This is a genomic window from Stenotrophomonas sp. 10N36 (genome assembly GCF_056395005.1).
Genome location: NZ_JBFTIS010000023.1, coordinates 32627 through 56992, shown reverse-complemented (window position 1 = coordinate 56992; position 24366 = coordinate 32627). Strand labels below are relative to the sequence as shown.

Annotated in this window: 21 protein-coding genes; 9 read left to right on the top strand and 12 right to left on the bottom strand. The window is 68.4% G+C overall.

The features are described from left to right. Nucleotides 1-11: 11 nt before the first annotated feature. Complete coding sequence (locus AC1DCJ_RS17955; RefSeq protein ID WP_478071578.1) at nt 12-1067, top strand: HlyD family secretion protein; 1056 nt, start codon at nt 12-14, stop codon at nt 1065-1067. Next, nucleotides 1064-2476: an efflux transporter outer membrane subunit gene (locus tag AC1DCJ_RS17950; RefSeq protein WP_478071577.1), complete on the top strand. Its 1413-nt coding sequence runs from the start codon at nt 1064-1066 to the stop codon at nt 2474-2476. The genes AC1DCJ_RS17955 and AC1DCJ_RS17950 overlap by 4 nt, the downstream gene beginning before the upstream one ends. Nucleotides 2477-2622: 146 nt before the next feature. On the opposite strand, the gene AC1DCJ_RS17945 is transcribed toward AC1DCJ_RS17950, so the two are convergent. From AC1DCJ_RS17945 to AC1DCJ_RS17920, 6 genes are all read right to left on the bottom strand, one after another. Beyond that, complete coding sequence (locus AC1DCJ_RS17945; RefSeq protein WP_478071576.1) at nt 2623-3186, bottom strand: DUF3916 domain-containing protein; 564 nt, start codon at nt 3184-3186, stop codon at nt 2623-2625. Nucleotides 3187-3328: 142 nt separating this feature from the next. Next, nucleotides 3329-3670, bottom strand: a complete 342-nt coding sequence (locus AC1DCJ_RS17940) for a hypothetical protein (protein WP_038686317.1) — start codon at nt 3668-3670, stop codon at nt 3329-3331. Between the two features lie 108 nt (nt 3671-3778). Further along, the gene (locus tag AC1DCJ_RS17935) at nt 3779-4723 is read right to left on the bottom strand and encodes a DegV family protein (protein ID WP_137190322.1); all 945 of its coding nucleotides are present in this window, start codon (nt 4721-4723) and stop codon (nt 3779-3781) included. A 92-nt stretch (nt 4724-4815) separates the two neighbouring features. Then, nucleotides 4816-5445 (bottom strand): 2-hydroxychromene-2-carboxylate isomerase, encoded by a 630-nt coding sequence (locus tag AC1DCJ_RS17930; protein ID WP_448136473.1) that lies wholly within the window; start codon nt 5443-5445, stop codon nt 4816-4818. A 53-nt stretch (nt 5446-5498) separates the two neighbouring features. After that, nucleotides 5499-6785, bottom strand: a complete 1287-nt coding sequence (locus tag AC1DCJ_RS17925; protein ID WP_478071575.1) for an amidohydrolase family protein — start codon at nt 6783-6785, stop codon at nt 5499-5501. After that, nucleotides 6782-8191 (bottom strand): amidohydrolase, encoded by a 1410-nt coding sequence (locus AC1DCJ_RS17920; RefSeq protein ID WP_478071574.1) that lies wholly within the window; start codon nt 8189-8191, stop codon nt 6782-6784. The genes AC1DCJ_RS17925 and AC1DCJ_RS17920 overlap by 4 nt, the downstream gene beginning before the upstream one ends. Nucleotides 8192-8419: 228 nt before the next feature. On the opposite strand from AC1DCJ_RS17920, the gene AC1DCJ_RS17915 reads away from it, so the two are divergent. From AC1DCJ_RS17915 to AC1DCJ_RS17905, 3 genes are all read left to right on the top strand, one after another. Continuing rightward, on the top strand, nt 8420-11803 hold the full coding sequence (locus AC1DCJ_RS17915) for an autotransporter domain-containing protein (RefSeq protein WP_478071573.1): 3384 nt from the start codon (nt 8420-8422) through the stop codon (nt 11801-11803). Nucleotides 11804-11919: 116 nt separating this feature from the next. Continuing rightward, the gene (locus tag AC1DCJ_RS17910; RefSeq protein ID WP_038686330.1) at nt 11920-12696 is read left to right on the top strand and encodes an AMP nucleosidase; all 777 of its coding nucleotides are present in this window, start codon (nt 11920-11922) and stop codon (nt 12694-12696) included. A gap of 53 nt (nt 12697-12749) precedes the next feature. Beyond that, the gene (locus AC1DCJ_RS17905) at nt 12750-13289 is read left to right on the top strand and encodes a DUF924 family protein (protein ID WP_038686332.1); all 540 of its coding nucleotides are present in this window, start codon (nt 12750-12752) and stop codon (nt 13287-13289) included. 556 nt (nt 13290-13845) lie between these two features. On the opposite strand, the gene grxD is transcribed toward AC1DCJ_RS17905, so the two are convergent. Beyond that, a complete protein-coding gene (gene grxD, locus AC1DCJ_RS17900; RefSeq protein WP_478071572.1) occupies nt 13846-14772 on the bottom strand; it encodes a Grx4 family monothiol glutaredoxin in 927 nt (308 codons plus the stop codon). A 57-nt stretch (nt 14773-14829) separates the two neighbouring features. Between grxD and AC1DCJ_RS17895 the strand changes: the two genes are divergently transcribed. Next, entirely contained in the window at nt 14830-15612 is a 783-nt protein-coding gene (locus tag AC1DCJ_RS17895; protein WP_478071571.1) for a polysaccharide deacetylase family protein, read from the top strand. Nucleotides 15613-15630: 18 nt separating this feature from the next. Here the strand turns inward: AC1DCJ_RS17895 and AC1DCJ_RS17890 are convergent, their stop codons facing one another. From AC1DCJ_RS17890 to AC1DCJ_RS17875, 4 genes are read right to left on the bottom strand one after another with little or no spacing between them, the layout of a single operon-like run. Then, on the bottom strand, nt 15631-15984 hold the full coding sequence (locus AC1DCJ_RS17890; RefSeq protein WP_478071570.1) for a hypothetical protein: 354 nt from the start codon (nt 15982-15984) through the stop codon (nt 15631-15633). Between the two features lie 60 nt (nt 15985-16044). Then, nucleotides 16045-16686: a class I SAM-dependent methyltransferase gene (locus AC1DCJ_RS17885; RefSeq protein ID WP_081797132.1), complete on the bottom strand. Its 642-nt coding sequence runs from the start codon at nt 16684-16686 to the stop codon at nt 16045-16047. Between the two features lie 56 nt (nt 16687-16742). Further along, the gene (locus AC1DCJ_RS17880; RefSeq protein WP_478071569.1) at nt 16743-17366 is read right to left on the bottom strand and encodes an SGNH/GDSL hydrolase family protein; all 624 of its coding nucleotides are present in this window, start codon (nt 17364-17366) and stop codon (nt 16743-16745) included. Next, the gene (locus AC1DCJ_RS17875; RefSeq protein ID WP_038686340.1) at nt 17367-18641 is read right to left on the bottom strand and encodes a pyridoxal phosphate-dependent aminotransferase; all 1275 of its coding nucleotides are present in this window, start codon (nt 18639-18641) and stop codon (nt 17367-17369) included. 142 nt (nt 18642-18783) lie between these two features. On the opposite strand from AC1DCJ_RS17875, the gene rsgA reads away from it, so the two are divergent. Next, complete coding sequence (gene rsgA / locus AC1DCJ_RS17870) at nt 18784-19881, top strand: ribosome small subunit-dependent GTPase A (protein WP_478071568.1); 1098 nt, start codon at nt 18784-18786, stop codon at nt 19879-19881. A 59-nt stretch (nt 19882-19940) separates the two neighbouring features. Further along, on the top strand, nt 19941-21182 hold the full coding sequence (locus AC1DCJ_RS17865; protein WP_038686344.1) for a flavohemoglobin expression-modulating QEGLA motif protein: 1242 nt from the start codon (nt 19941-19943) through the stop codon (nt 21180-21182). 117 nt (nt 21183-21299) lie between these two features. Here the strand turns inward: AC1DCJ_RS17865 and AC1DCJ_RS17860 are convergent, their stop codons facing one another. Further along, complete coding sequence (locus tag AC1DCJ_RS17860) at nt 21300-21845, bottom strand: DUF4274 domain-containing protein (protein ID WP_478071567.1); 546 nt, start codon at nt 21843-21845, stop codon at nt 21300-21302. A gap of 198 nt (nt 21846-22043) precedes the next feature. Between AC1DCJ_RS17860 and AC1DCJ_RS17855 the strand changes: the two genes are divergently transcribed. Further along, nucleotides 22044-24341, top strand: coding sequence for a TonB-dependent receptor (locus AC1DCJ_RS17855; protein ID WP_478071566.1), 2298 nt, complete (start codon nt 22044-22046; stop codon nt 24339-24341). The last annotated feature ends 25 nt before the right edge of the window (nt 24342-24366 follow it).

Sequence of the window (24366 nt, the reverse complement as noted above, 5' to 3'; positions counted from 1 at the left end):
GGATATTTCCCATGAGCGACACCCGAAAACACGTTCCCTTCGTCATCGCCGCAGGTGTGCTGGTGCTTGCCGTCGGCGGCTGGCTGCTGCTGCGCGACGGCCGCCACCAGCGCACCAACAATGCCTACATCACCGCTGATTTCACCGTGGTGGCGCCCAAGGTGGCCGGCTTCGTCAGCGAGGTGCGCGTGGCCGACAACCAGCCGGTCAAGGCCGGTGACGTGCTGGCCCGCATCGATGACCGCGACTACCAGGTAGCCCTGACCGCCGCGCGTGCCGACCTGGCCAATGCGCGTGCGCAGCTGGCCAATGCGCAGGCCGCGCTGGTCCAGCAGGATTCGCTGATCGACCAGGCACGCGCCACGCTGGATGTGAGCCAGTCCGAACTGACCCTGGCCCAGGCCGACCAGCAGCGCTACGGCGCGCTGGCCCGCGACGGTGCCGGCACCGTGCAGAACGCGCAGCAGGCCCAGTCGCGCCAGGCCGTGGCCAGCGCGCACCTGCACCAAGGCAGGGCGGCACTGCTTACCGCACGCCAGCGCACCGGCATTCTCAGCGCCGGCGTGCAGGCTGCGCAGGCGGCGGTGCAACGCGCCGAAGCGGCGCACGCGCGGGCCGAACTGGATCTATCGCACACCGAACTGCGCGCGCCGATCGACGGCGTGGTCGGCCGTCGCGCGATCCGCGTGGGCGCCTACCTCACCCCGGGCACGCCGGTGCTGGCGGTGGTGCCGCTGCAGCAGGCGTTCGTGGTGGCCAATTTCCAGGAAACCCAGCTCACCCGCATGCGGGCGGGGCAGGCGGTGGACCTGCAGGTGGATATGTTCCCCGGCCAGCCGCTGCATGGCCACATCGACAGCATCGCGCCGGCCACGGGTGTGACCTTCGCGGCGGTGGCCCCTGAAAACGCCACCGGCAACTTCACCAAGGTGGTGCAGCGGGTGCCGGTCAAGATCGTGCTGGACAAGGACCAGCCGTTGCTTGGCCAGCTGCGTGCGGGCATGTCGGTGGAGGCCAGCGTCGACCTGGACAGCGGCCATCGCGGCCTTGAAGGAGCGGGCGCATGACCGGCAAGGCAACCTGGCGCGCGCTGCCGCTGGGCGTGCTGTGCGCGGCGTTGACGGCCTGCACCCTGGGTCCCGACTTTGTGCGCCCGACCGCGCAGCTGCCCGCCCAGTGGCAGGGCGCTGTGGTCAGCGCTGACGCCTTGGCCAGCGATGCACAGTGGTGGGCGGGGTTCGAGGATCCCAACCTGGCCGCGTTGGCCGCGCAGGCGCTGCAGGCCAACCTGGACATCCAGCTGGCCGCCAACCGCGTGCAGCAGAGCCGTGCCGCGCGCGGCATCGTCGCGGCCGAGCGCGTGCCCAGCGTGAGCGCCACCGCCAGTGGCGTGCGCGCACGCAACAGCGAGGTGGGTCTCAACGATCCGTCCGGCAATGGCGGGCGTGAGGATTACGGCCTGTTCCAAGCCGGTATCGGCGTGAGCTGGGAGCTGGACCTGTGGGGCCGCGTGCGGCGCCAGATGGAGGCCGCCGACGCGCGCATCGAGATCGCCGCCGAGGACGCCCATGCGGTGCAGACCGCGGTGCTGGCCGAAACCGCGCGCGACTACCTGCAGCTGCGCGCGACGCGCCAGCTGCTGGCCATCACCGAGGACAACCTGCGCATCGCGCGCGACATCGCGCGATTGACCCGCATCCGCCAACGCCAAGGCGTGGCCAGCACCCTGCAGGTGGCCAGTGCCGCGGCCCAGGTAGCGGCGCTGGAAGCGCGCTTGGCACCGCTGCGCCATCGCGATGCGCAGTTGCGCAATGCCTTGGCGATGCTGCTGGCCCAACCGCCGCAGGCGCTGGATGCCCGCTTGGTCGACATCCGCCGCGACTGGCCGGTGTTGCCCGCGATGGCCACCGGGCTACCCAGCGAACTGGCCGAGCGCCGCCCGGACATCCGGCGTGCCGAGGCGACCCTGCATGCGGCCACTGCCTCGATTGGCGTGGCCAAGGCCAGCTTCCTGCCGCGCATCACCCTCAACGGCGACATCGGCTACCAGGCGCAGCAGCTGGATGATCTGGACGGCTGGAACGCGCATCGCTTCAGCATCGGGCCGTCCATCAGCCTGCCGATCTTCCAGGGCGGCCGGCTCAAGGCCAACCTCGCGGTGAGCCGGTTGCAGCAGCAACAGGCGGTGCTGCAGTTCCAGCGCACCGTGCTGCAGGCCTGGCATGAAGTGGATGATGCGATCGACGGCTACGCCGCCGAGCAGCAGCGCGGTGCCGCGCTGCAGATTGCGGTGGACCAGAGCGAACGCGCGCTGCACGCGGCGCGGCGCCAGTACCAGGCGGGCGTGGTGGACATGCTGGACGTGCTCACCACCCAGCGCATCGCGCTGGACAACCAGGCGGCGCTGGCCAACAGCCAGGCTACCGCGGCGATCGCCCGGGTGGAGCTGTACCGCGCGCTGGGCGGCGGCTGGTAATGACATGGAAACGCCGGGCCATGCCTGGCCGCTCGTCGGTAGTTACCAACCTTGGTTGGCAGCCGTTTGCAGTAGCGCCAACCCAGGTTGGCGTCGACCAGAGCACGTCGTGCGCCGGGCCATGTGCTGCGGGCCCGGCGGATACATCAATGCCCGTCCGCCACCTCGCCGTAGAACCAGTATTCCTGCTCCAATCCGCCATAGTGTTCGGTAGGAGGAATACTGACCTGCACGCCGCGCTCCTGAACGCCTTCGGGCAGGACGAGTTGCCACTCGTCGGCAAGGCTGCGTGAGGTGATCGCGGTGACCTGGCCATCCGCTGTGGTGGCCACATGCCCTTGGAAGTAGTCTTCGTCGAGATAGAGGCAGATCTCGCTTGCGAACATGTCTGGCCAAGCGATGCGGCAGGTCACCCGCACGGCCGACTGCGAAACAGGGCGTGACTGGATCAGGTTGGTGCAGGCGGTGATGAGCGATTGGGCGCAGGCCCGCTGGATTTCCCGTGTGGAGGCAGGACCCTCGATCAGGTCGGCACGGGTGGGAATCTTGTAATTCCAGTAGCGGGCTTCATTGCCCAGGGCGTCTGGGGAGGGAAATGCACCGCTGAAGGAGCCGGCCCACTGTTGCAGGTTGCGCAACCGGCGTGGAGCGTCGCGCAGCTTCTTCTCGCCGCGCGTACCCGGCCGGGTGATGGCATGATTGTTTTTCATCCCGACAGTGTGCCAGCCGCATGAGCGGTGCGCTGGAAAGCGCCAACCAAGGTTGGCGTCTACCGGAGCGTGGCCATCGGGATCGGGTTGATCGCGACGCCGCGCTGGTAGCGCCGGGCCATGCCCGGCGGGGGCGGATGCCTCAACGCACGTCGCGCAGTTCCCAGTGGTGCCCCGCCAGCATGCGCAGGCGCTGCTTGAACACATCGCTGTCGATGCGGGTGGTGACCACCAGGTTGATGCGCAGGTCATCCTGCGCGCCGGTCACGGTGGCGTCCGGATCGGTGGCGCCCCACTGCGACTCGACCGCATCCGGGTCGGGCTGCTTGGCGCGCCACTTCTCGAACAGGGCGGTGCTGCGCAGGGCGTCCTGCAGCTCCTCGGCGAAGCCGGCCGCGCTCTGCGAGTGGAAGGACAGGTCTGGATCGTTGCCGCGGGCCTTGGAAGGGTCCGGCAGGCTGATGTGGTACTGCGACATGGTCATCTCCGTTGAAGGCTGCAAGGCTGGCAGAAACGCGGTGGATTTGGCGTGCAGATCGCGGCGGTTGGTGCCGGGCAGATCGCGGCGGTGGTTGCCGGGCAGAGCCCGGCACTACGCGCTGAAGGTATGCGGCCCGTCGGCAAACCCCACCGTGAGTGCGCCCTTTCCCACGTTGACCATGCCGGTCAGGCTCATCACCGCTTCGAACATCTGCACGCCGTGCGCCTCGCAGGTCTGGCGCAGGCTGGCATAGCCCGGCAGCGCCTGCAGGTCGGCCAGCTCGCCGCCATAACTGACGCACACGGTGGGCGTCATCAGCCCGGCCTTGACCCGCTGGCCGACGAAGTCGAACAGCTTCTGCACCGCGTTGTCGAAGCCCTTGATCTTGGCCACCGGGCCGGTCTGCCCGCGGTACCCGTGCAGCACCGGCTTGATGTCCAGGGCACTGCCCAGCGCCGCGCTGAGCAGGCCCACGCTGCGGTCCCCCTTGTGGCGTGCGCGGGCGCGCATGTAGTACAGGTCGCGGGTGACCATGTAGCCGTGCACGTTCTGCGCCAGCATTTCCAGCCGTTCGCGGATCTGCTGCACGCTGGCCCCGCTCTCGCGCAGGCGCACCGCTTCCACCGCGGTCACGCCCTGGGCGGCGAACAGGTTCTGGGTATCCAGCACCCGCAGCGCGAACGGCGAGTTGAAGCCTGCCGCCTGGCGCACCGGCTTGTAGTCGTTGAGGATCGCGAAGCTCGCCTGCATCGCGTTGTCGTGGATGGGGCTGCGGGTCTTGGTGATCGTCATGCAGAACACATGGTCGTAATCGATCACCAGCTTGCCCAGGAACAGGTCGCGGATCTGGGTGACGCTGAACGGAATGGTCTCCGCTTCGGCGCCGTGTTCGGCCACGTGGGCGTGCAGGAAACTGAGCGTGGCCTGCTCGTCGCGGTGGTCGGCAAGCACGGCTTCGCCGATGCGCACCGTGATCGGCAGCAGCACGATGTTGTGTTGTTCAATGAAGTCCTGCGGCAGATCGCAGGCAGAGTCGACGACGATTCCGATGCGCATCCTGAGCCCCCCTCCGGGCAGGTTGTAGGTTCGGAACTGTGAAAGCTATCCCAAAACCGCCGCCGCTGCCTGACCGGGGACCCGGCGTGGGGTCAGCGGCTGCGCTGGACCGCCACCGGCAGGGTATCCACCCGGTCCCACTCGCCGCCCTGGACCGTGTCGGGATCGGCCAGCACGGCCTGCATCAGCGCGTGTGCGTCGTTGCCCCAGTACAGCTCGCCGTCGATGGACAGGGTGGGTACCCCGAACACCCCGGCGGCGATGGCCGCATCGGTGTTGCGCCGCAGCTGCTCCTTGACGTCGGGCGCGCTGATCGCCTCGGCCACATGGGCCACGTCCAGCATGGCGCCGGGCAGGGCCAGGGCGGCGGCACTGTCGGCGGCGTGGCCGTCGCGCCAGATCCAGTTGAACAGGATGTCCACCGATGCCGGGGTGGCACCGGCGGCCAGGCACAGCCGCAGTGCGGCCAGCGGGTTGAACGGGTGCCCGGGCGGGAAGCGCAGCGGCACGCCCTGCTGCTGCGCCTGCCACAGCACCTGGCGGTAGGTGAAGCGGCGTTTGGCCGGGATTTCGGCCGGCCCCAGGTTGCCCAGATGGTGCAGCACCGCCCCCAGCGCGATCGGCACCGGGATGATCCGCTCGAACTGCGGCAGGGCCTTGAGCTGCTGCCAGTGCAGGTAGGCAAACGGCGAGACGAAATCGAAATACCAGCGCAGCGCCATGGGCACTCCCGGGGGACGGCGCGGCGGGCGTCATGCCCGCCGCAGGATGGGGCTCAGCGCGAGTATGCGCGCGGTTCGGCCGACGCCGGGGTCATGTAGCGGTCGCGCAACTCGGTCTGCCGCGAGCGCATCGGCATGGCGCGGCCGCCCAGCCAGACCTGCTCGGCATAGTGGCCCACGTCGAGCGGGTCGCCCTCCCACAGCACCAGGTCGGCCAGCTTGCCCACCTCGATGCTGCCGATGCGATCGCCCACACCCAGCACCTGCGCCGGCACCCGGGTCAGCCCGGCCAGGCCGTCCTGCCAGGGCAGGCCGTTGGCCACGGCATTGCCGGCCAGCTGGCGCATCTTGCGCGCGTTGTGCGAGGCGTCGTCGCGCTGGGCGAAGCTGACCTGCACCCCGGCGGCACGCAGCCGCGCGGCGTTTTCCAGCGTGGCACCGAGCTGGTCGAAACTGCTGGGCAGGTTGCCCAGTGCATCCACGAACACCGGCACGTTGGCCTGCGCCAGCTGCGGGGCCAGGCGCCACGCTTCGGTGCCGCCGGCAATGGCGATCTTCACGTTCTCGCGGCCGGCCCAGCGCAGCAGCTGGCGGATGTCGGCGGCACGGTCCACCTGCACCACCAGCCGGCCTTGCCCGGCCAGGTAGCGTGCCAGCGTGGCGCGCCCGGCGGGGGTGAGCAGGGCATGCGGGGAATCGGCGGGCACGCGCCCGCGCGCTTCGCTGACCATCTGCTCCAGCAGCATCCACTGCGCCGCGCGCGAGTTGCCGGTCAGTTCCGCACCCGCCGCGCCCAGCCGGATGTACAGCGCCAGCGGGCCGATCGGATCGGCGCTGCCGTCCAGCCGCATCACCCCGCCCTGGCCGGCGATGAAGCCGCCGCCGCTGTTGGCGCCCAAGGCGGTGAAGCCGATGCCATCCAGCCGCGCCACCGGAATCAACACCGACGCGGGGTTGAAGGCCAGGCTGACGTCGAATTCGGGGCGCAGCGGCTGGTCGTCCAGCTTCAACGTGCTGTCCACCGTGGCCGACTCGCCCGAGATCTCTTCGATGCCGATGTCGGTGATGCCACCGAACAGGGCCGGGGTCAGCGGCTTGCCCGCCGCCTCGACCACGCTGACGCCGGCCGGTGCGACCAGGCCGGCACCGACCGCGCGGATGATGCCGCCCTGGACCAGCACGTCGGCGTGTTCCAGGCTGCCGCGCGCGCTGGCGGTATGCACCATGGCGTTGCGCACCAGCAGGTCCTGCGCGTGCACGGGCAGGGTGGCCAGCATCAGCAGCGCGGTCGTGCCCAGCCACGCCCGGCACCGCGCAGAAACGAGCAGAACCCGGCTCATGGAGCCACCTCCTGGCCCAGCATGAAGTCCGACAGCGGCTGCCGCCGTGCATCGCGGCGGTCGTACACCTGGTGGCCGTCGATGAACACCTGTTCGGCCTGCGCGTAGGAACTGAAGGGGCTGCCGTTCCACACCACCACATCGCCCATCTTGCCCGCCTCCAGGCTGCCGGTCTGCTTCTCCACGCCGAGCGAGCGCGCCGCGTTGTAGCTCAGCCACATCATCGCGCGCTCCGGGGCGATCTCGATCCCGGCCCGGCGCGCGTTGGCGATCACCTTGGCCGCTTCCTGGTTGAGCCGCTGGATGCCCTCGGGGGAATCGGAGTGCACGATCGCGCAGCTGTTGGCCGGGCGGTCGACCAGCGCGATGTTGTCCTGGATGCCGTCGAACGCTTCCATCTTGAAGCCCCACCAGTCGGCCCACAGCGCGCCGCACACGCCTTCGGCGGCGAGCCGGTCGGACAGCTTGTAGGCCTCCACCGCGTGGTGGAAGGCGGCGATCTTGAAGCCGAATTCCTTGGACAGGTCGAGCATGGTGGCCATTTCATCGGCGCGGTAGCAGTGGATGTGCACGCGGATGTCGCCCTGGATCGCACCGGCCAGCGTATCCAGCTTGAGGTCGCGCTTGCCGCCGGTATCGCCGGCGCTGTCGCCCTTGTCGCTGCCGCTGAACCAGCGCTTCTTCTGTTGCTTCTTCGGTGCATTCTTGGCGATGTATTCGCTGGCATCGATGAAGGCCGCGCGGTACCCGGCCACGTTGCCCATGCGGGTGCCCGGGGCCACGCCCTTGCCGCCGCCGTACACGCGCTTGGGGTTCTCGCCGCAGGCCATTTTCAGGCCCCATGGCGCGCCCGGGAATTTCATGGCCTGGTAGGTGGTGGCCGGCACATTCTTCAGCGTCACCCCGCGCCCGCCCACCAGGTTGGCCGACCCGGGCAGCACCTGCATCGCGGTCACGCCCCCGGCCAACGCGGCGGCAAAGCCCGGGTCCTGCGGCCACACCGAATGCTCGGCCCACACGTTGGCGGTGACCGGCGCGGTCATCTCGTTGCCGTCGCTGTGCGCGCTTACCCCGGGACTGGGGTAGACGCCCAGGTGCGAATGCACGTCGATGATGCCGGGGGTGACCCACTTGCCGGCCGCATCGATCCGCACCGCGTTGGCCGGTGCCTCCAGCGCGCTGCCCACCGCGCGGATGCGGCCGTCCTGCAGCAGTACGTCGGCGTTGTCCAGGCGCGTGCCGGTACCGGTCAGCACGGTGGCGTTGCTGATCAGCACCGGTGCCGAGGCGATCGGCGCATAGGTGCTGGGGTAGGGGTCCTGCACGAAGCGCGAGGCGGCGGGCGCAGGCGCGAGGCCGATCGAAAACAACGCCAGGCCGACGCCGACGCTCAACAACTTGTGCATGGATTCCCCGGGTTCACCTGGACGCAGCCGACGACGCTAGCCGGACCGGGGGGCGCTTGCCAAGTGACGAACTGCACGGGTGCGGGCTATTAGGAATTGTTACGTGATCATGAAAAACAGTGAACCAATCGTAAACTTTGCGTTACGCTCGGGGGCGGGCCCTGCGCCCGTCGCTTGTGAATCTGCTCGAATTTTTCGGCACGTGCACCACTCATGGAAGGTATTTCAATGAAACAGCGTTACTCCGCTTCGTCCCGCCAGCCCTCGCGCAGCGTGCTGGCGTCGGCCATCACCGGCACCCTGATTGCCGCGCTCGCACTGCCCGGCATCGCCCAGGCCAATGCCGACGTACTCGATGCTTACCAGCAGCAGCGCCAGGTCCAGCGCGCCGCCTACGGCCTGGACAGTGCCCGGGTCGATGTGACCCCCCGCGCCGTCGCGTCGGTGCGTCCGACCGCCGAGGCTCCCTCCCCGGTACTGGGCAATGCCGGCGATCCCGAAAGCTGGCGCACCGACGAGTTCAACGCCGACTGGGGCCTGCAGGCCATCAACGCCGACGCTGCCTATGCGCGCGGCCTGACCGGCAAGGGCATCCGCCTGGGCGTGTTCGACAGTGGCACCGGCCTGGCCCACGATGAGTTTGCCGGCAAGGACCACCGCAGCATCCATCTGGCCGACGTGCTCGGCGACGGCAGCCTGTGCACCAACACCACCATCGTGGATGGCCCGGGCGGGTGCTTCAGCAGCGATGGTGACCAAGTGGCGGTCGATTATCAGATCCTGGATCCGGAGTATGCGGACCTGTTCAATCGCAATGGCTATTTCGAAGGGGCAAGCTACCAGGTCCACGGTACGCACGTGTCAGGCACCATTGCGGCCAATCGCGATGGAAACGGTACGCACGGCGTAGCCTTCGGTGCGGACCTGAGCGTCGCACGCCTGTTCTCCAACAGCGTGAGCTACCTGTCCATCGTCGAGATCAATGGGAAGCTGTATCCCTCGTCGCAGACAGTGGCGGCACTGGGTGCTGATGATTCGATCTTCCCCCAGCTTTACGCGCAGCTCAACGCGCAGGGCGCACGTGCGGTCAACCACAGCTGGGGTCTGTCGGCCGAGCCGGACAGCGCCGAAATGCTGGATTACTATCAGTCCCACCCGGTGTTCGCCGGCCAGCTGGCCGCCATGGCAGAAGGCTCGCGAAGCAGCGGTCTGATCCAGGTCTGGGCAGCCGGCAACACCGACGCGTACAACCCATCGCCGGAAGAAGCGCCGATCGCCGGCATGTACGCGTCGTTGCCGCGCGCCTTCGCCGATGTCGAGCCGTACTGGCTGGCCGTGGTCAACGTCAATGAGGAGCTGGAGCTGAGCGATCGCTCCATGCGCTGCGGCCTGGCGGCCAACTGGTGCCTTGCCGCGCCCGGCTCGAACATCACCTCGACCGTGTATGGTCCGGATTCGCAGATCGACGCCGATCTGTATGACGAGGACGGCAACCTCACGCTCGATGTTCTGGGACAGACGCCCACCTACGGCTACGAGGACCTGAGCGGCACCTCGATGGCGGCCCCGCACGTCACCGGCGCACTGGGCCTGTTGTTCGAACGCTTCCCGTACCTGGACAACGCGCAGGTGCGCGATGTGCTGCTGACCACCGCCACCGATCTCGGTGCCAAGGGCGTGGACGACGTCTACGGCTGGGGCCTGATGAACCTGGCCAAGGCCGTCGAAGGCTACGGCCAGCTGCGTGTGGACACCGACGTGGTGATGAACCAGAAGGCCGGTGGCCTGAAGGTGTGGGAAGGCGATGCATGGGACGACTGGACCAACGACATCGGCGGTCCGGGCAAGCTGACCAAGTCCGGTATCGGCTGGCTGCGTCTGAGCGGCGACAACACCTTCAACGGCGCCGTCGTGCGTGAGGGCGTGCTGGAACTGGACGGTGTCAATGCACTGACGGCGTCGCTGGACGTCGCCGGCGGCCAGTTCCTGCTGAATGGCACGTTGCGCGACATGAGCTTCAACAGCATCGGCGGCAGCAGCCGCGTCACCGCCAGCGGCGTGCTCGACAACACCGACCTGACCATCAGCGGCGGCGTGGTCTCGTTCAACGGCGTGCAGACCGGCGGCAGCACCTTGGTCGGCGCCAAGGGCGCGCTGCAGGGTATCGGCCGTCTCGGCGACACCCGCGTGGAAGGCATCATCGCGCCGGGCAACTCGATCGGCACGCTGACCATCGATGGCGACTACGTGCAGACCGCCAGCGGCACCTACCTGGCCGAACTGGCCCCGGGCAGCCGCAGCGACACGCTGCACGTGACCGGTACCGCCAGCCTGGACGGCACCCTGAAGGCACTGCCGGAAGTGGGCATCTACTACCTGGGCGAGCAGTTCAACTTCCTGCAGGCCGACGGCGGCGTCAACGGCACCTTCGCCAACGTGGACTTCTCCTCGTTCTCGCCGTTCCTGGCCTTCAGCCTGGGCTACGGTGCCAACGGCGTGCAGATCGACGTGGCCCGCGGCAACGCGCTGGCCAGCGCGGCGGTAACCGCCAATCAACTCGGCGTGGCCACCAGCGCCGACAGTCTAGGCATCAACCAGGGCCTGCCCAAGCCGCTGACCCAGCTGTTCCCGGCCCAGGTGGGCGCGGCACTGGATGCCTTGAGCGGTGAACTGCATGCCGCCACGCCGATGGCGTTGGTGGAAAGCAGCCGTTACCTGCGCGATGCGGCGCTCAGCCGCAGTGTCGGCGCGCGTGCACCAGGTGCGGGCGATGCTGCCGCCACCGGTGCCTGGGTGCAGGCCATCGGCGGCAGCGGCAAGCTCGACGGTGATGCCAATGCGGCACGCACGCAAAGCAACACCAGCGGGCTGCTGGTCGGTGCTGACCACCGCTTCACGGGCGGCTGGCAGGTGGGCGGTCTGATCGGTACCGGGCGTACCGACGCCAAGCAGGCCCAGGGCCGTCGCGCCCGTGCGGAAATCGACAACACCCACCTGGGTGCCTACGTGGGCAACCAGTGGGGTGGGTTCGGCCTGCGCGCCGGTCTGGGCTACACCCGTCACGAAGTGGACAGCCGCCGCGAACTGGCCTTCGCCGGGTTCCAGGACGCACTGACCGCGCGTTACGACGCCAAGACCCGCCAGCTGTTCGTCGAAGGTGCCTACCGCATCGGCGGCGCCGAAGCGGGCCTGGAGCCGTACCTGCAGCTGGCGCGCGTGGAAGTGGATGTGGACGGCGTCAACGAGCAGGGCGGCGCGGCTGCGCTGCACGGCAACGTGGCCGATACCCGCACCACCATCGGCACCGCCGGTGTGCGCTTCGACCGTGGCCTGAAGACGGCGTGGCAGCAGGAAAGCTGGCTGCACGTGCGTGGCGGGGTGGGTTACCGCCGCGCGTCGGGCGACCGCAACCAGGTGGCCAACCTGGCCCTGGCCGGTGGCAGCGGCTACACCGTCAGTGGCGCGGCCATCGCCGACCACGCGGTGGTGGCCGAGCTGGGCCTGTCGGCCTGGTTGAGCCCGCGCAACCAGCTGGAACTGGGCTACAACGGCCAGTTCGGCAGCGAGTCGCGTGACCACGGTGCCACCGCGCGCTGGTCCGTGCAGTTCTGATCCAACCGTAACGGCAACACGGAAAAAGGCGGCCATTGGCCGCCTTTTTCTTGCTTGTTGGGTGCGCACCCGCAGAATAGGCACACTGGAACCATTTGCCGGACCGCACGCGCACTATGAAGAACAAACAGGAAATCGTCGAAAACTGGCTGCCGCGCTATACCGGCGTGCCGTTGGACCAGTTCGGCCAGCACATCCTGCTGACCAACTTCGCAGGCTACCTGCACACCTTTTCCCACCTCACCGGCGCGCCGGTACAGGGCATGGACCGGCCGATGGCCAGCGTCACCAGCGATGACATCACGCTGATCAACTTCGGGATGGGCAGCCCCAACGCGGCGATCGTGATGGATCTGCTGTCAGCGGTGATGCCCAAGGCGGTGCTGTTCCTGGGCAAATGTGGCGGTCTGAAGCGCAAGAACCAGCTGGGCGACATGATCCTGCCGATCGCGGCGATCCGCGGCGAGGGCACCTCGGGCGACTATCTGCCGCCGGAAGTGCCGGCGCTGCCGGCCTTTGCGCTGCAGCGGGCGGTGTCCACCACCATCCGCGATCTGGGCCATGATTACTGGACGGGCACGGTGTATACGACCAACCGCCGGGTCTGGGAGCACGATGAGGCGTTCAAGGAGAAGCTGCGGCTGATGCGCTGTATGGCCATCGATATGGAGACGGCCACGTTGTTCGCGGCCGGCTTTGCCAACCACATCCCGATCGGGGCGCTGCTGCTGGTGTCCGACCAGCCGATGATCCCGGACGGGGTGAAAACCGAGGCGTCCGACGCCAAGGTCAGTTCGCAGTTCGTCGAAAACCATATCCAGATCGGTATCGAGGCGCTTAAGCTTATACGGCGCAACGGCAAGTCGGTCCGCCACCTGCGTTTTGACGAGTGATGGCAATGGAACCGGCGGGCGTCCTGGCGACGTTCCGCCCTCAGGGGTAGTGAATGGACGTGGCGGTACAAGTGGTGGAGTTCTGGCGCGATGCCGGCCCACAACAATGGTTCACGCGCGATGACGCGTTCGATGCGCGGTTCCGCGAGGCGTTCCTGGAGGAACACTTCGCGGCGGCGCGGCGTGGGCGCGAACATTGGCTGGGCAGCGCGGACGGTGCGCTGGCGCTGATGATTCTGCTCGACCAGTTCCCGCGTAACTGTTTCCGCGACACGGCCCATTCCTACGCGACCGACGGTCTGGCGCGGCACTACGCGATGCGCGCGGTGGAGGAGGGGCTGGATCTGCAGCTGGTGCCGAAGCTGCGTGCGTTCATCTATCTGCCGTTCGAGCATTCGGAAGATCCGCAGGACCAGGAGCGGTCGGTGGCGATGTTCGATGTGCTGGGCGATAAGGAATACCTGCAGTTCGCCGAGCTGCACCGCGACATCATCCGCCGCTTCGGCCGTTTCCCGCACCGCAACGCGGTGTTGGGCCGGATGCCGACGCCGGAGGAGCTGGATTACCTGGCCGAGGGTGGGTTTGCGGGGTGAGGTTGGAAGAGCGGGAGCAACTGCTAACAGCTAACTGCAACTTCAACAGCTAACTGCAACTGCAACTGCAACAGCGGCGGGTGCGCGCCTGCGCTGGCTGGGCGGGTACGGGTGGGTTGGCGGGACACGCCGTGAATCCATCCCTGGAGGCTCGTGGGCGCCATCCATGGCGCCCAACGGTCCCGCCAACCCACCCGTACCCACCCTCTGACAGTGTGCGGGTGCGCGACGAAAGAGCGGTGGAGCATTACCTCTAACACCTCGAACTACTCAGACCGCTCGAACCACTCGAATCAGCGGGCACTGCTTGCGCTGTGCGCTTTTTGCCGTGGCTACCGGCCAACTGTCAGGGGTGGGGGTGTGGGGGTTCGCGGGACCGTTGGGCGCCATGGATGGCGCCCACGAGCCTCCAGGGACGGATTTACGGCGTGTCCCGTGAATCCCCACACCCCCGCCCAGCCCTAGACGTCACAGCCAAGCTGCTTTGGCTTCAGAACAGAAAACGAAAAACGCCGGCATTGCCGGCGTTTTTCTTTGAGCATTGAACTGAGGTCGATCAGTACTTCGGCACGCTGTTGTCCACTTCGTTCGACCAGGCGTCGATGCCGCCGGTGATGTTGTGCACGTTGGTGAAGCCCAGGGCGCGGAACTGCTCGGCGGCCTGTGCGCTGCGGCCGCCGTGGTGGCACAGGAAGCCCAGCGCGGTGTCCTTCGGCAGGGCTTCCAGACGGGCGCGGTTGTCACCGTCGAACGTCTCGAACGACGCGTTGATCGATGCGATCGCGCGCTCGTCGGCCGGGCGCACGTCCACCACCATCAGGCGGCCGGCACGCAGCTGGTCGTCGGCATCGCGTACCGCCAATTCCTTCACTGCACGCGGCGCGTTCGGATTGTCGATCGCCAGACCCTTGCCGCGGATATCGTCCACCCAATCGATGGTGATGCCCTCGGCGCGACGCGCGCTGGCCAGATCGAACTGCACGCGCAGCCCGTTGGACTCGGCCGCGATCGCATTGTCGTCGTGCGGGGCCAGCTGGAAGTTTGGCTGGAAGTTCGCATCGATGCCCAGCTGCAGCGACGCACCCGGTGCATCGGCCAGCGCGCCGCGCAGCATCTCAACCGCTGCCGGCGTCACCGTGATCGACGGGGCCGTGCGGTCCGGTGCGGCCAGACCCAGCACGCTGCTCAGCTCACCGCTGCCGGCCATCTGCAGAATGATGTCGCTGCCGCCCACCAGCTCGCTGTCGATGTACAGCTGCGGGATGGTCGGCCAGTCGCCGTAGGCCTTGATGCCTTCGCGGATCTCCGCGTCGGCCAGCACGTTGACGTGGGCGAACTCCACGCCCAGGTCCTGCAGCGCGCCCACGGCCTTGGCCGAAAAACCGCACTGCGGCATGCTCGGCTGACCCTTCATGAACAGCACGACGCGGTTGGCGGTGAGGATGGATTCGATGCGCGAGCGCAGGGCGGGATCAAGGGACATGACGGTCGGGTCCGGCGTTTGGAACCGGTCATTCTACGCCGCATGGCATCATGGGGCATGACCGTACCGGAAACATTGCATCGCATTCCCCTGCGCCCCTGGCGCTGGCTGCCCTGGCTGCTGGTCTCACAGCTGCTGGTGGTGCTGGCGTGGGTGAGCCTGGGCTGGCCCGTCGGGCTGGCGCTGATGGTGGCCTCGCACGCGCTGTTCATGGTGCCCGTGTTCCTGCCCAACAGCCGCTTCTATGCCCCCGTGCTCAGCCGCCTGCCGGGCAGCGCGCCCCGGGTGTGGCTGACCATCGACGACGGCCCTTCGCCCGAAACCCCGGCCGTGCTGGACCTGCTGGACCGCTACCAGGCCAAGGCCACCTTCTTCCTGGTCGGCGAACGGGCCCTGGCCCAGCCCGAACTGGTGCGGCAGATGCTGGCCCGCGGCCACAGCCTGGGCAACCACAGCCACCGCCACCCGCAGACCCGCTTCTGGCGGCTCGGGCGGGCGGCAATGGCCGACGAGATCGCGCAGTGCCAGCAGGCGCTGACCGCCATCGCCGGGCAGCCGCCGCGCTGGTACCGCTCGGTGGTGGGCATGACCAATCCGTTCGTGGCCCCGGCATTGGCGCAGTGGCAGCTCACCCGCGTGGGCTGGAGCGCGCGCGGGTTTGACGGGGTCGATTGCCAGCCGGCGGCCGTGGTGGAGCGCATCGTGGCCGACCTGGGGCCGGGCGCCATCGTGCTGCTGCATGAGGGGGCGGCCCACGGGCACAACCTGGCGATCATCGAAGCGGTGCTGCAGGCCCTGCAGGATCGTGGCCTGAGCGCGGTCCTGCCCGACGCGGCCTAGGCGCCACCGGCCGCCGCGTTACCGCTGCGCGCTGCCTGCCACCGGGTGCGCGTGCTGCCATTGCTGGCGCATCCAGCTGACCAGTGACACCTGGGCCAGCAACAGGGTGACCGCCAGCCCCAGCGCCAGCACCCCGGTGACCCGGCGGCGGCGGTGCTGCAGCAGGCTGCCGATGCCCATCACCGTGGCCAGCACGGCCAGGCCGATGCTGATGCACACCACCACCAGCAGCACCACCGGCAGCGTCTGCATCTGCGCATGGGCCGGGGTATGCGCGTAGTGCGCGCTGATCGCAAACATCACCAGCCCGCACAGGCTGATCACCAGCGCGGCGATGCCCAGGGCGGAATGTCGAGGCGACGGCGGGGTCATGCGGGCTCCATGCCGGTATCGGGGCGCGAGTATGCGCGTGCGCCGCGCTGCGCGCGACCCTCAGGCAAGCGCGGGCCGCTCGGCACTGACCAGCCAGTTGTTGAACGGGGTGTTGCCATACAGCGGGCGCATCTGCAGGTGCAGGCCCGCCGCTTCCAGGGGCGCGCGGACGCTGGCGGCGTCCGGGTAGTGGCGCGGGCGCGTGCCCATCCAGCCCACCAGGTGCGCCAGCATGTCGGTGATGCGGGTGGTGCGGTCGCGGCCGCTGTTGTCGGCCAGGGTGGTGCGGATCACCAGCCGCCCGCCCGGTGCCACGCGGGCCGCCGCCGCCTGCAGCAGCCCGGTCTGGGCGTGCGCGGGCAGGTACTGCAGCACATCCAGCAGCGCCACGCTGCCGTGGTGGGCGGGCAGGGTGGCACTGGCATCCAGGCAGTCGAAACGCGCATCGGCCAGCGCCGCGCGCGTCCCGGCGCGTTGCGCGCGGGCAATCTTGTCCGCATCGATGTCCACGCCCAGGTACGGCTGCCGGTGCCCGGCCTGGCGCAGCACGTGCGCCAGCAGGCCCAGGCCGCAGCCGATGTCGAGCAGGGCGCCGTGCGCGGGCGCCAGCGCGGCCAGCACGCCCGGGTACAGCGGATCGCTGCCGAGCTTGCCGCGGCTGTAGTAGTAATCGCGTCGGTTGCCGAAGCGCTGGGCCGGCATGAAGGCGTCAGCGATGCGGCGGGCCTGTTCCTTGGCCAGTGGCAGGGCGTCCGTGCTCAGCGCGGCACCTCGTCGGCCAGCTGCACGCGCGCCACCTGGAAGGCGCGTTCGGCCCACAGCGCGTACATCGCCGCAGAGGGATGCAGGCCATCGTCGACCAGCATCACCGCTTCGCCGCCGGGTGCCCGGCTGAGGTCGGTGATGTCGATGAACGACACGCCATGTTCGGCGCAGATCGCGGCGGCGGCCGCGTTGTAGGCGTCCAGTTCCTGCCCGACCTGCACGCGGTCGCGGTTGTTCTCGCGCGCATACGGGGTCACGCCCCAATCGGGAATGGACAGCACCAGCACGCGCTGCGCGCGATCGCCGGCAAAGCCGAGTGCGCGCTGCAGCAGCGCGGTGAAGCGCGGGCGGTAGTCGTCCACGCTGCGGCCGCGGTACTGGTCGTTCACCCCGATCAGCAGGCTGACCAGGCCGAACGGCCCCTGCGGCGCGGCGGCATCGATGCCGGCCTCGAGCTCGTCAGTGGTCCAGCCGGTGGTGGCGATGATCTGCGGGTCGTCCACCGCCACGCCGATGTCGCGCAGGCCGGCCACCAGCTGCAGTGGCCAGCGCGCGGCCGGTTCAACCCCTTCGCCGATGGTGTAGGAGTCGCCCAGGGCCAGATAGGACAGCGCCACTCAGGCCACCGCGCTGCGCGGCTTCAGCGGCACTACTTTGGTATTCGCTTCGGCACGCCGGGCCAACGCGCGGTCGATGCGGGCGAAGACATCGCGCATCACCTCTGCTTCGGGCAGCAGGGTGACCCGGAAGTGGTGGCGGTAGGGCACGTTGAAGCTCGAGCCCGGGACCACCAGCACGCCTTCCTCGTTCATCAGTTCGAGCGCGAAATCGTGGTCGTCGAAGCTGCGGGCCGCCGGCCCGACCACCGCCGGGAAGGCGTACAGCGCGCCGGCCGGTGCCACCAGCGACAGGTGCTCGCTGGCGTTGCAGGCCTCGATCACCGCGCGGCGGGTTTCATACAGGCGGCCACCGGGTGCGCACAGCGCCGAGACGGTGTCCGGGCCGTTGACGGCCGCATCGATGGCGTACTGGCCGGGCACGTTGGCGCACAGGCGCAGCGCGCTGAGCAGGTCCATCGCCGCACGGAACTCGCCCAGCCGTTCGGCTGCACCGGACAGCATCGCCCAGCCCACCCGCCAGCCACAGGCGCGGTGCACCTTGCTCAGCCCGCTGAAGGTGATGCACGGATGCTCGCCGGCCAGCGGGGCCACCGGGTGGAACTGCGCGTCGTCGTACAGGATCTGGTCGTAGATCTCATCGACCATCAGCAGCAGGTTGTGCTTGGCGGCGATGGCGACGATGCGCTCCAGCAGGTCGCGCGAGTAGCTGGCGCCGCTGGGGTTGTTCGGGTTGATCAGCACGATGGCGCGGGTGCGCGAGGACACCAGCGTCTCGATTTCCACCGGGTCCGGCTGGAAGCCGTTCTCCGGGGCGCAGCGGTAGTACACCGGGCGGCCGTCGTTGAGGATGGTGGCCGCCGACCACAGCGGGTAGTCGGGCGAGGGCACCAGCACTTCATCGCCGGGGTTGAGCAGGGCGCGCAGCGACAGGTCGATCAGCTCGCTGACGCCATTGCCGACGAACACCCGGTCCGGGTGCGCATCGGGCGCGCCACGCCGGGCGTAGGCGGCGGCGATGGCCTCGCGGGCCTCCGGCAGGCCCTGCTGGTGGGTATACGGGTCGGTGCGGCCCATGTCGTCGGCGATCGCGCGCTGCAGGTGTTCCGGTGCGCGGAAGCCGAAGTTGCCCGGGTTGCCGATGTTCAGCTTGATCAGCTTGCGCCCCTGGGCCTCCAGCTCACGCGCTCGCCGCGCCAGTTCGCCCCGGATCTCGTAGCGGACTTCGGACAGGCGCTCGCGGGTGGCAAGCGGCTTGATCGGGGGCGTGGACATGACTGGGCCGTTGGAGGGCATGGAATCTGCATGGTAGCGGAATTGGTGCGTTGCGGGGCAAGCCCCGCCGGGGCCAAAACCCCATTGTTGGCGGGCAGTTGCCGGGCCCGGCCGGAGCGGCGTGGGAGGGTAGAATGGGGCGATGAGCGAACCGATCGATTTCCGCGCCCTGCAGACCATAGGCTGGYCCTGGGCAGGCGCCCCCGAGCTGCCCAGCTGGCAGGCCTTGTTCGATGCCCACCCGCAGGCCCGTCCGGGCCGGGTGATCGAGCAGCACCGTACCGGCTACATCGTGGCCGACATGCCGGATGCGGCGATCAAGACCGAATCCCCGCCGGAGTGGCAGCGGCCGCGGTTTCCCAGCCATGAACGCGCGGCGGTGGGCGACTGGGTGCTGCTGGACGGCATCAAGATCATCGCGCTGCTGCCGCGGCGCACCGCGATCAAGCGCGGGGCGGCCGGCGAGCATTACCACCAGCAGGTGATCGCGGCCAACATCGATACTGTGTTCATCGTGTGCGGGCTGGACGCGGACTTCAACCCGCGCCGGATCGAGCGCTACCTGCTGCTGGTGGGCGGTGGCGGCGCGCAGCCGGTGGTGGTGCTGACCAAGGCCGACCAGACCGAGTACAGCCAGGATGCCCTGGACGTGCTGGAAGAGCTGGCCGCGCAGGACATCCCGCTGCTGGCCATCAACGGCCGTGACCCGGCCAGCGCGTCGGCGCTGCTGCCGTGGCTGGGCGCGGGCCGCACCGTGGTGCTGGTGGGATCGTCGGGGGCGGGCAAGTCCACGCTGACCAATACCCTGCTCGGCGAGGAGCGCATGAAAACCGCCGATGTACGTGTGAACGACTCGCGCGGCCGCCACACCACCACCTACCGCGCCTTGATCCCGCTGCCGGCCGGTGCCTGCCTGATCGATACGCCCGGCATGCGCGAGCTCAAGCCGACCGGTGAAGAGGCCTTGAGCGAAGGCGGCTTCTCCGACGTGGAAGCCCTGTCGGCGCAATGCCGTTTCCGCGACTGCGCGCACCAGCGTGAGCCCGGCTGCGCGATCCGTGCGGCCATCGAAGACGGCTCGCTGGATGAAGAACGCCTGTTGAACTACTTCAAGCTGAAGGAAGAAGTGGCGGCCGCGGCGGCCAAGCTGGCGGTGCGCCAGGCGCAGCAGGCCATCGAGCGCAAGCACGTGGGCAAGGGCGCGCAGTGGCGACCGGGCGGAAAGGGCGGCCGGCGATAACCCACGCCGGGTAGAGCCACCCCATGGGGGGCTGCTATTGTCCGCCCATGGACACACCGATGACCGTGGATCGTGAGGTGGCCCACCACACCGCGCTCGATGCGCAGCTGGTGGAGGCGGTGGGCGGCATCAAGCTGCTCGGCCTGACCAGTTGGCCAGCCGCGCTGCAGGCGCCGTTCCTGGCCAGCGTCGCGCGCGGCAACCCGGTGCTGCCCCAGGTGTCCTATCCCCGGCTGGACTTCAGCGATACGCGCCGTGCCCTGGCCGCGATCAGCGCCCAGTGCGATCCCACCCATCCCATCGGCCTGTATGTGCAGCGCTCGGCGCACAGCTGGGACCTGGCCGCCGGCCTGCTGGAATCGCTGGGCACCGCCGCGGTGGACCACTACTCGGTGGAGCTGTTCGGCGCGCCCGAGCACCCGCTGCCCGGCAACGGCCCCAGTACCCGCGAGGCAGCGCGCCACTTCATCCAGATCGCGCAGGAACTGGACCACGAACTGCTTGCCCCCGAAGAACAGGTGCCGGTCTCGGCCACCGCGCTGCAGCTGCAGCTGCAAAGCGACCTGGACGCCTTCTTCGAATCGCGCATCATCAGCGTGCAGCTCGACCCGGAGCTGATTTCCAAGGCCGCCGCCGGTCCCACCCGCATCCGCCTGCGCACCAGTGCGCGCTTCAGCGCCTACGACCGCGCGCAGCTGTTCCACCACGAAGCGCTGGTGCATTCGTTGACCGCGCTCAACGGACGCGAGCAGCCGCACCTGCCCAGCCTGGCGTTGTCCTCGCCGCGGGTCACCGCCACCCAGGAAGGGCTGGCCACGTTCGCCGAGCAGATCACCGGCAGCATCGACATCGAACGGCTCAAGCGCATCAGCCTGCGCACCGAAGCCATCGCGATGGCGCGCGAAGGCGCCGATTTCATCCAGGTGTTCCGCTACTTCTGCGAGGCCGGGCAGAACAACGAAGAGAGTTTCGCCTCGGCCCAGCGCGTGTTCCGCGGCGTGCCGCCGACCGGCGGCGCGGCGTTCACCAAGGACACCGTGTACCTGCGCGGGTTGGTGTCGGTGCACACCTTCTTCCGCCACATGCTGGCCGAAGACCGCCTGCAGGTCTGCCGCTGGCTGTTTGCCGGCAAGATGTCGCTGCACGATGCCATCGCGTTCGCGCCGCTGTTTGAAGAGGGCATCCTGCGCCCGCCGCGCTGGTTGCCGCATTGGGTCAGCCGCGCCAATGGCCTGGCAGGCATGCTGGCGTTTTCGCTGTTCGCCAACCGCATCCGCATGGACCAGCTGGCCGCCGAGTAGGTCACCACCGTTGGTGGTGACGTACCTGACGCGTCACCACCAACGGTGGTGATCTACCTGACGCGTCACGACCAACGGTGGTGATCTACCCGACGCGTCACCACCAACGGTGGTGACCTACCTCGGGTTCGCTTCTTCCCAGGCGATATGCACGTCAGCCAGTTCGTACAGCTGCTCGACCAGCGCCATCGGCAGGCCGTCGTCGTAGTCCTCGTCGTAGGCTTCATCGAACGGATCGATCTGATGCGCGCCATCCACGGCCTGCAGCATCTGCGCCGGCACGCGCTGCAGTTCGGCGGCCGAATGCTCGTTCGGACCGGCGCCGTCCCACCGGGTCGGATCGAAGCCGATACCGTGGTCGGCATAGAAACCGTCCAGGAAGCGTTGCTGCACCAAGCCGATGAACTGGTGGGTGTCGCGATCGTAGTCGGGCACGTCGTCCAGCGTTTCGTACTGCGCATGCGCGCCAGCACCCACGCTCCAGAACAGCATCAGCGCCGTGGCGCGGTCCAGGTCGGGCTGGTCGGCCAGCCATGCCAGGGCGCGCTGGTTGTCACCGTAGTTGGAGCGCGCCACATAGAGGTGCCGCTGTTCCGGCGTGGCCTGCACCAGATGCGCGTGCAGCAGCGCCCACGTGGTGGCCTCGTACTCTTGTTCGTTCATTGTCTGCTGTCCCTGCCGTTGCGGTAAGGCGGGCATTGTACGTGCGGTGCATACGGGGAGCATGCGCGCACGGTTTCGCGCGTCGGGTCGCATTTCATACGCCGCACCCCGTGGCGTAAGAATCCTTTCATGTTGCGCTCGCATGATGGTCACGCACCTGCAGTGCGCAGGTCATCACCCCCCATGCAACGGACTACCATGCTTACCCGACCCCTGACGATCGCCGTGGCGATTGCGCTGTGCGCCGCCAATGCCCACGCTGCCGACGTAGCCGCCAACGCAGGCCCCGATGCCACCGTTGCGCTCAGCGCGCAGACCCTGGACACCGTGTCGGTGATCGGCCAGGGTGAAACCCGCCAGGTGCAGCGCATCGGCACGGTGGACAAGCAGGTGCTGCCGCCGGGCACCAGTGGCCAGAAGATCCTCGACCGCCTGCCGGGCGTGTCGGTGCAGTCCAACGATGCCTTCGGCGCCAACGAAGAATCGCAGAGCATCACCCTGCGCGGCTTCGACAAGAGCCGCCTGGGCTACACGCTGGACGGCATTCCGCTGGGCGACAACAGCTACGGCAACTACAACGGCCTGAGCATCGCGCGTGCCCTGATCGCCGAGAACCTGGCCGGGGCGGAACTGTCGCAGGGCATCGGCTCGCTGGGCGTGGCGTCCACCAGCAACCTGGGCGGCACCATCCAGTACTTCTCGCAGGACCCGTCCACCGAATTCGGCGGCCGTGCCAGCGTGACCGTGGGCGACGACAACCAGCGCCGCGGCTACCTGCGCGTGGACACCGGCGACCTCAACGGCTTCTCGGCCTATGTGTCCGGCGTGCACCAGGATTCGGACATGTGGGCCGCGCCGAACCAGAACCAGACCACGCGCCAGTTCAATGCCAAGGCCGTGTGGAACGTGGGCGACCACCGCTTTGGTGCGTTCGCCGCCACCTCGCGGGTGAGCCAGGCCAACTACGCCTACCTGTCCAAGGACATGCTGCGTCGCGGCCTGGGCTATGACTGGAACATCTACGCCCCGGACTGGGATCGCGCGGTGGCCGCCGCGTACTGCGCGCCGGGCACCCGGGACGCGCAGAAGTGCGCCTTCAGCGGGGGCGTCAACAGCATCGACGATGCCTACTACCAGAGCCGCGCGCTGCGCGACGACAATCTGTACGCGTTGGATGCCGACCTGGCGCTGGGCGACACCGCGCGCCTGAAGCTGCTCGGCTACCACCATGAAAACCGTGGCCAGGGCCACTGGTGGGCACCGGGCCAGCCGTCCTACCCGGGCACCGCGCAGGCGCTGCCGATCTCGATCCGCAGCACGAACTACACCATCAACCGCCAGGGCATCACCGCCGCGCTGAGCTGGCAGTGGGGCATCCACGAACTGGAAGCGGGCCTGTGGTACGAGCGCAACGACCACAACGTCGAGCGCAACTTCTACTACATCACCGGTCCGTTCCTGGACGACGCCTACCTCAACCATCCGGACCGCCGCCTGTTCGACCAGGACTTCGACATCCGCACGCGCCAGTTCTACGTGCAGGACCGCATGCGTTTCCTGGATGATCGCCTGACCGTCGATGTGGGCATCAAGAGCCCCAACACCCGCATGACCGCCAACGCCAAGCCGGGCACCGAGGCCAGCTACGCCTCGGGCACGCTGACCGCCAAGGAATCGGTGCTGCCGCAGGCCGGTATCGGCTTCAAGCTGAGCCCGAACCAGGAGCTGTTCGCCTCGTACTCGGAGAACATCGCCGCGTTCGTCGGCGGTGGCAGCGGCGGCCCGCTGCAGGTGTCGCCGGAATCGTTCGCGGCCAGCGCCGGGCTGGAGCCGGAGAAGTCCAAGACGCTGGAAGCGGGCTTCCGCACCTTCGGCGAAAAGTACCAGGCCTCGATCGCGGCGTACCACGTCATGTTCGACAACCGCCTGCTCTCGCTCAACCCGTGCACCAGCATCGAGGTGGGCACGCGCCCGGAGTGCATCACCCGCTTCATCAACGTGGGCTCGGTGAAGAGCCGCGGTGCCGAGTTGACCTTCATCCTGAAGCCGGTGGATGGCCTGCAGTGGTACAACGCGCTGTCGTGGAACAAGACCACCTACGAGGACAACTACACCTCCGGCGGGGCGATCGTGCCGGTGGCCGGCAAGATCACCGTGGACACCCCGCAGCGCATGGCGTCCAGTGAAATCAGCTGGAACCGCGACGGCTTCTTCGCCAGCCTGCGCGCCAAGTACACCGGCAAGCGCTATTACACCTACACCAACGACCAGTCGGTGGCGGGCGTGACCACCTTCGATGCGGGCGTGGGCTATTCGTTCGGCCCCGGCCTGGGCCTGCGCGACGTCAAGGTGTCGCTCAACGCGACCAACCTCACCAACAAGCGCTACGCCGGCCAGCTCAGCTCGTTCGCCCCGACCGACCCCACCGGCACCCGCTACGCCATCCACGCCAGCGCCCCGCGCCAGGTGTTCATGACGGTGGCAGCGGAGTTCTGACCAACGCGGGTACCGCCAACCGTCC

Excerpts from the sequence above, each read along its gene's own strand:
- AC1DCJ_RS17950 (WP_478071577.1), top strand. The coding sequence starts at position 1,064 with ATGACCGGCAAGGCAACCTGGCGCGCGCTGCCGCTGGGCGTGCTGTGC.
- AC1DCJ_RS17945 (WP_478071576.1), bottom strand. The coding sequence starts at position 3,186 with ATGAAAAACAATCATGCCATCACCCGGCCGGGTACGCGCGGCGAGAAG.
- AC1DCJ_RS17890 (WP_478071570.1), bottom strand. The coding sequence starts at position 15,984 with ATGACCCCGCCGTCGCCTCGACATTCCGCCCTGGGCATCGCCGCGCTG.
- grxD (WP_478071572.1), bottom strand. The coding sequence starts at position 14,772 with ATGTCCCTTGATCCCGCCCTGCGCTCGCGCATCGAATCCATCCTCACC.
- AC1DCJ_RS17930 (WP_448136473.1), bottom strand. The coding sequence starts at position 5,445 with ATGGCGCTGCGCTGGTATTTCGATTTCGTCTCGCCGTTTGCCTACCTG.
- AC1DCJ_RS17865 (WP_038686344.1), top strand. The coding sequence starts at position 19,941 with ATGACCGTGGATCGTGAGGTGGCCCACCACACCGCGCTCGATGCGCAG.
- AC1DCJ_RS17935 (WP_137190322.1), bottom strand. The coding sequence starts at position 4,723 with ATGCGCATCGGAATCGTCGTCGACTCTGCCTGCGATCTGCCGCAGGAC.
- AC1DCJ_RS17925 (WP_478071575.1), bottom strand. The coding sequence starts at position 6,785 with ATGAGCCGGGTTCTGCTCGTTTCTGCGCGGTGCCGGGCGTGGCTGGGC.
- AC1DCJ_RS17905 (WP_038686332.1), top strand. The coding sequence starts at position 12,750 with ATGGACGTGGCGGTACAAGTGGTGGAGTTCTGGCGCGATGCCGGCCCA.
- AC1DCJ_RS17885 (WP_081797132.1), bottom strand. The coding sequence starts at position 16,686 with ATGCCGGCCCAGCGCTTCGGCAACCGACGCGATTACTACTACAGCCGC.
- AC1DCJ_RS17895 (WP_478071571.1), top strand. The coding sequence starts at position 14,830 with ATGACCGTACCGGAAACATTGCATCGCATTCCCCTGCGCCCCTGGCGC.
- AC1DCJ_RS17855 (WP_478071566.1), top strand. The coding sequence starts at position 22,044 with ATGCTTACCCGACCCCTGACGATCGCCGTGGCGATTGCGCTGTGCGCC.
- AC1DCJ_RS17910 (WP_038686330.1), top strand. The coding sequence starts at position 11,920 with ATGAAGAACAAACAGGAAATCGTCGAAAACTGGCTGCCGCGCTATACC.
- AC1DCJ_RS17920 (WP_478071574.1), bottom strand. The coding sequence starts at position 8,191 with ATGCACAAGTTGTTGAGCGTCGGCGTCGGCCTGGCGTTGTTTTCGATC.
- AC1DCJ_RS17875 (WP_038686340.1), bottom strand. The coding sequence starts at position 18,641 with ATGTCCACGCCCCCGATCAAGCCGCTTGCCACCCGCGAGCGCCTGTCC.
- AC1DCJ_RS17860 (WP_478071567.1), bottom strand. The coding sequence starts at position 21,845 with ATGAACGAACAAGAGTACGAGGCCACCACGTGGGCGCTGCTGCACGCG.
- AC1DCJ_RS17955 (WP_478071578.1), top strand. The coding sequence starts at position 12 with ATGAGCGACACCCGAAAACACGTTCCCTTCGTCATCGCCGCAGGTGTG.
- AC1DCJ_RS17940 (WP_038686317.1), bottom strand. The coding sequence starts at position 3,670 with ATGACCATGTCGCAGTACCACATCAGCCTGCCGGACCCTTCCAAGGCC.
- AC1DCJ_RS17915 (WP_478071573.1), top strand. The coding sequence starts at position 8,420 with ATGAAACAGCGTTACTCCGCTTCGTCCCGCCAGCCCTCGCGCAGCGTG.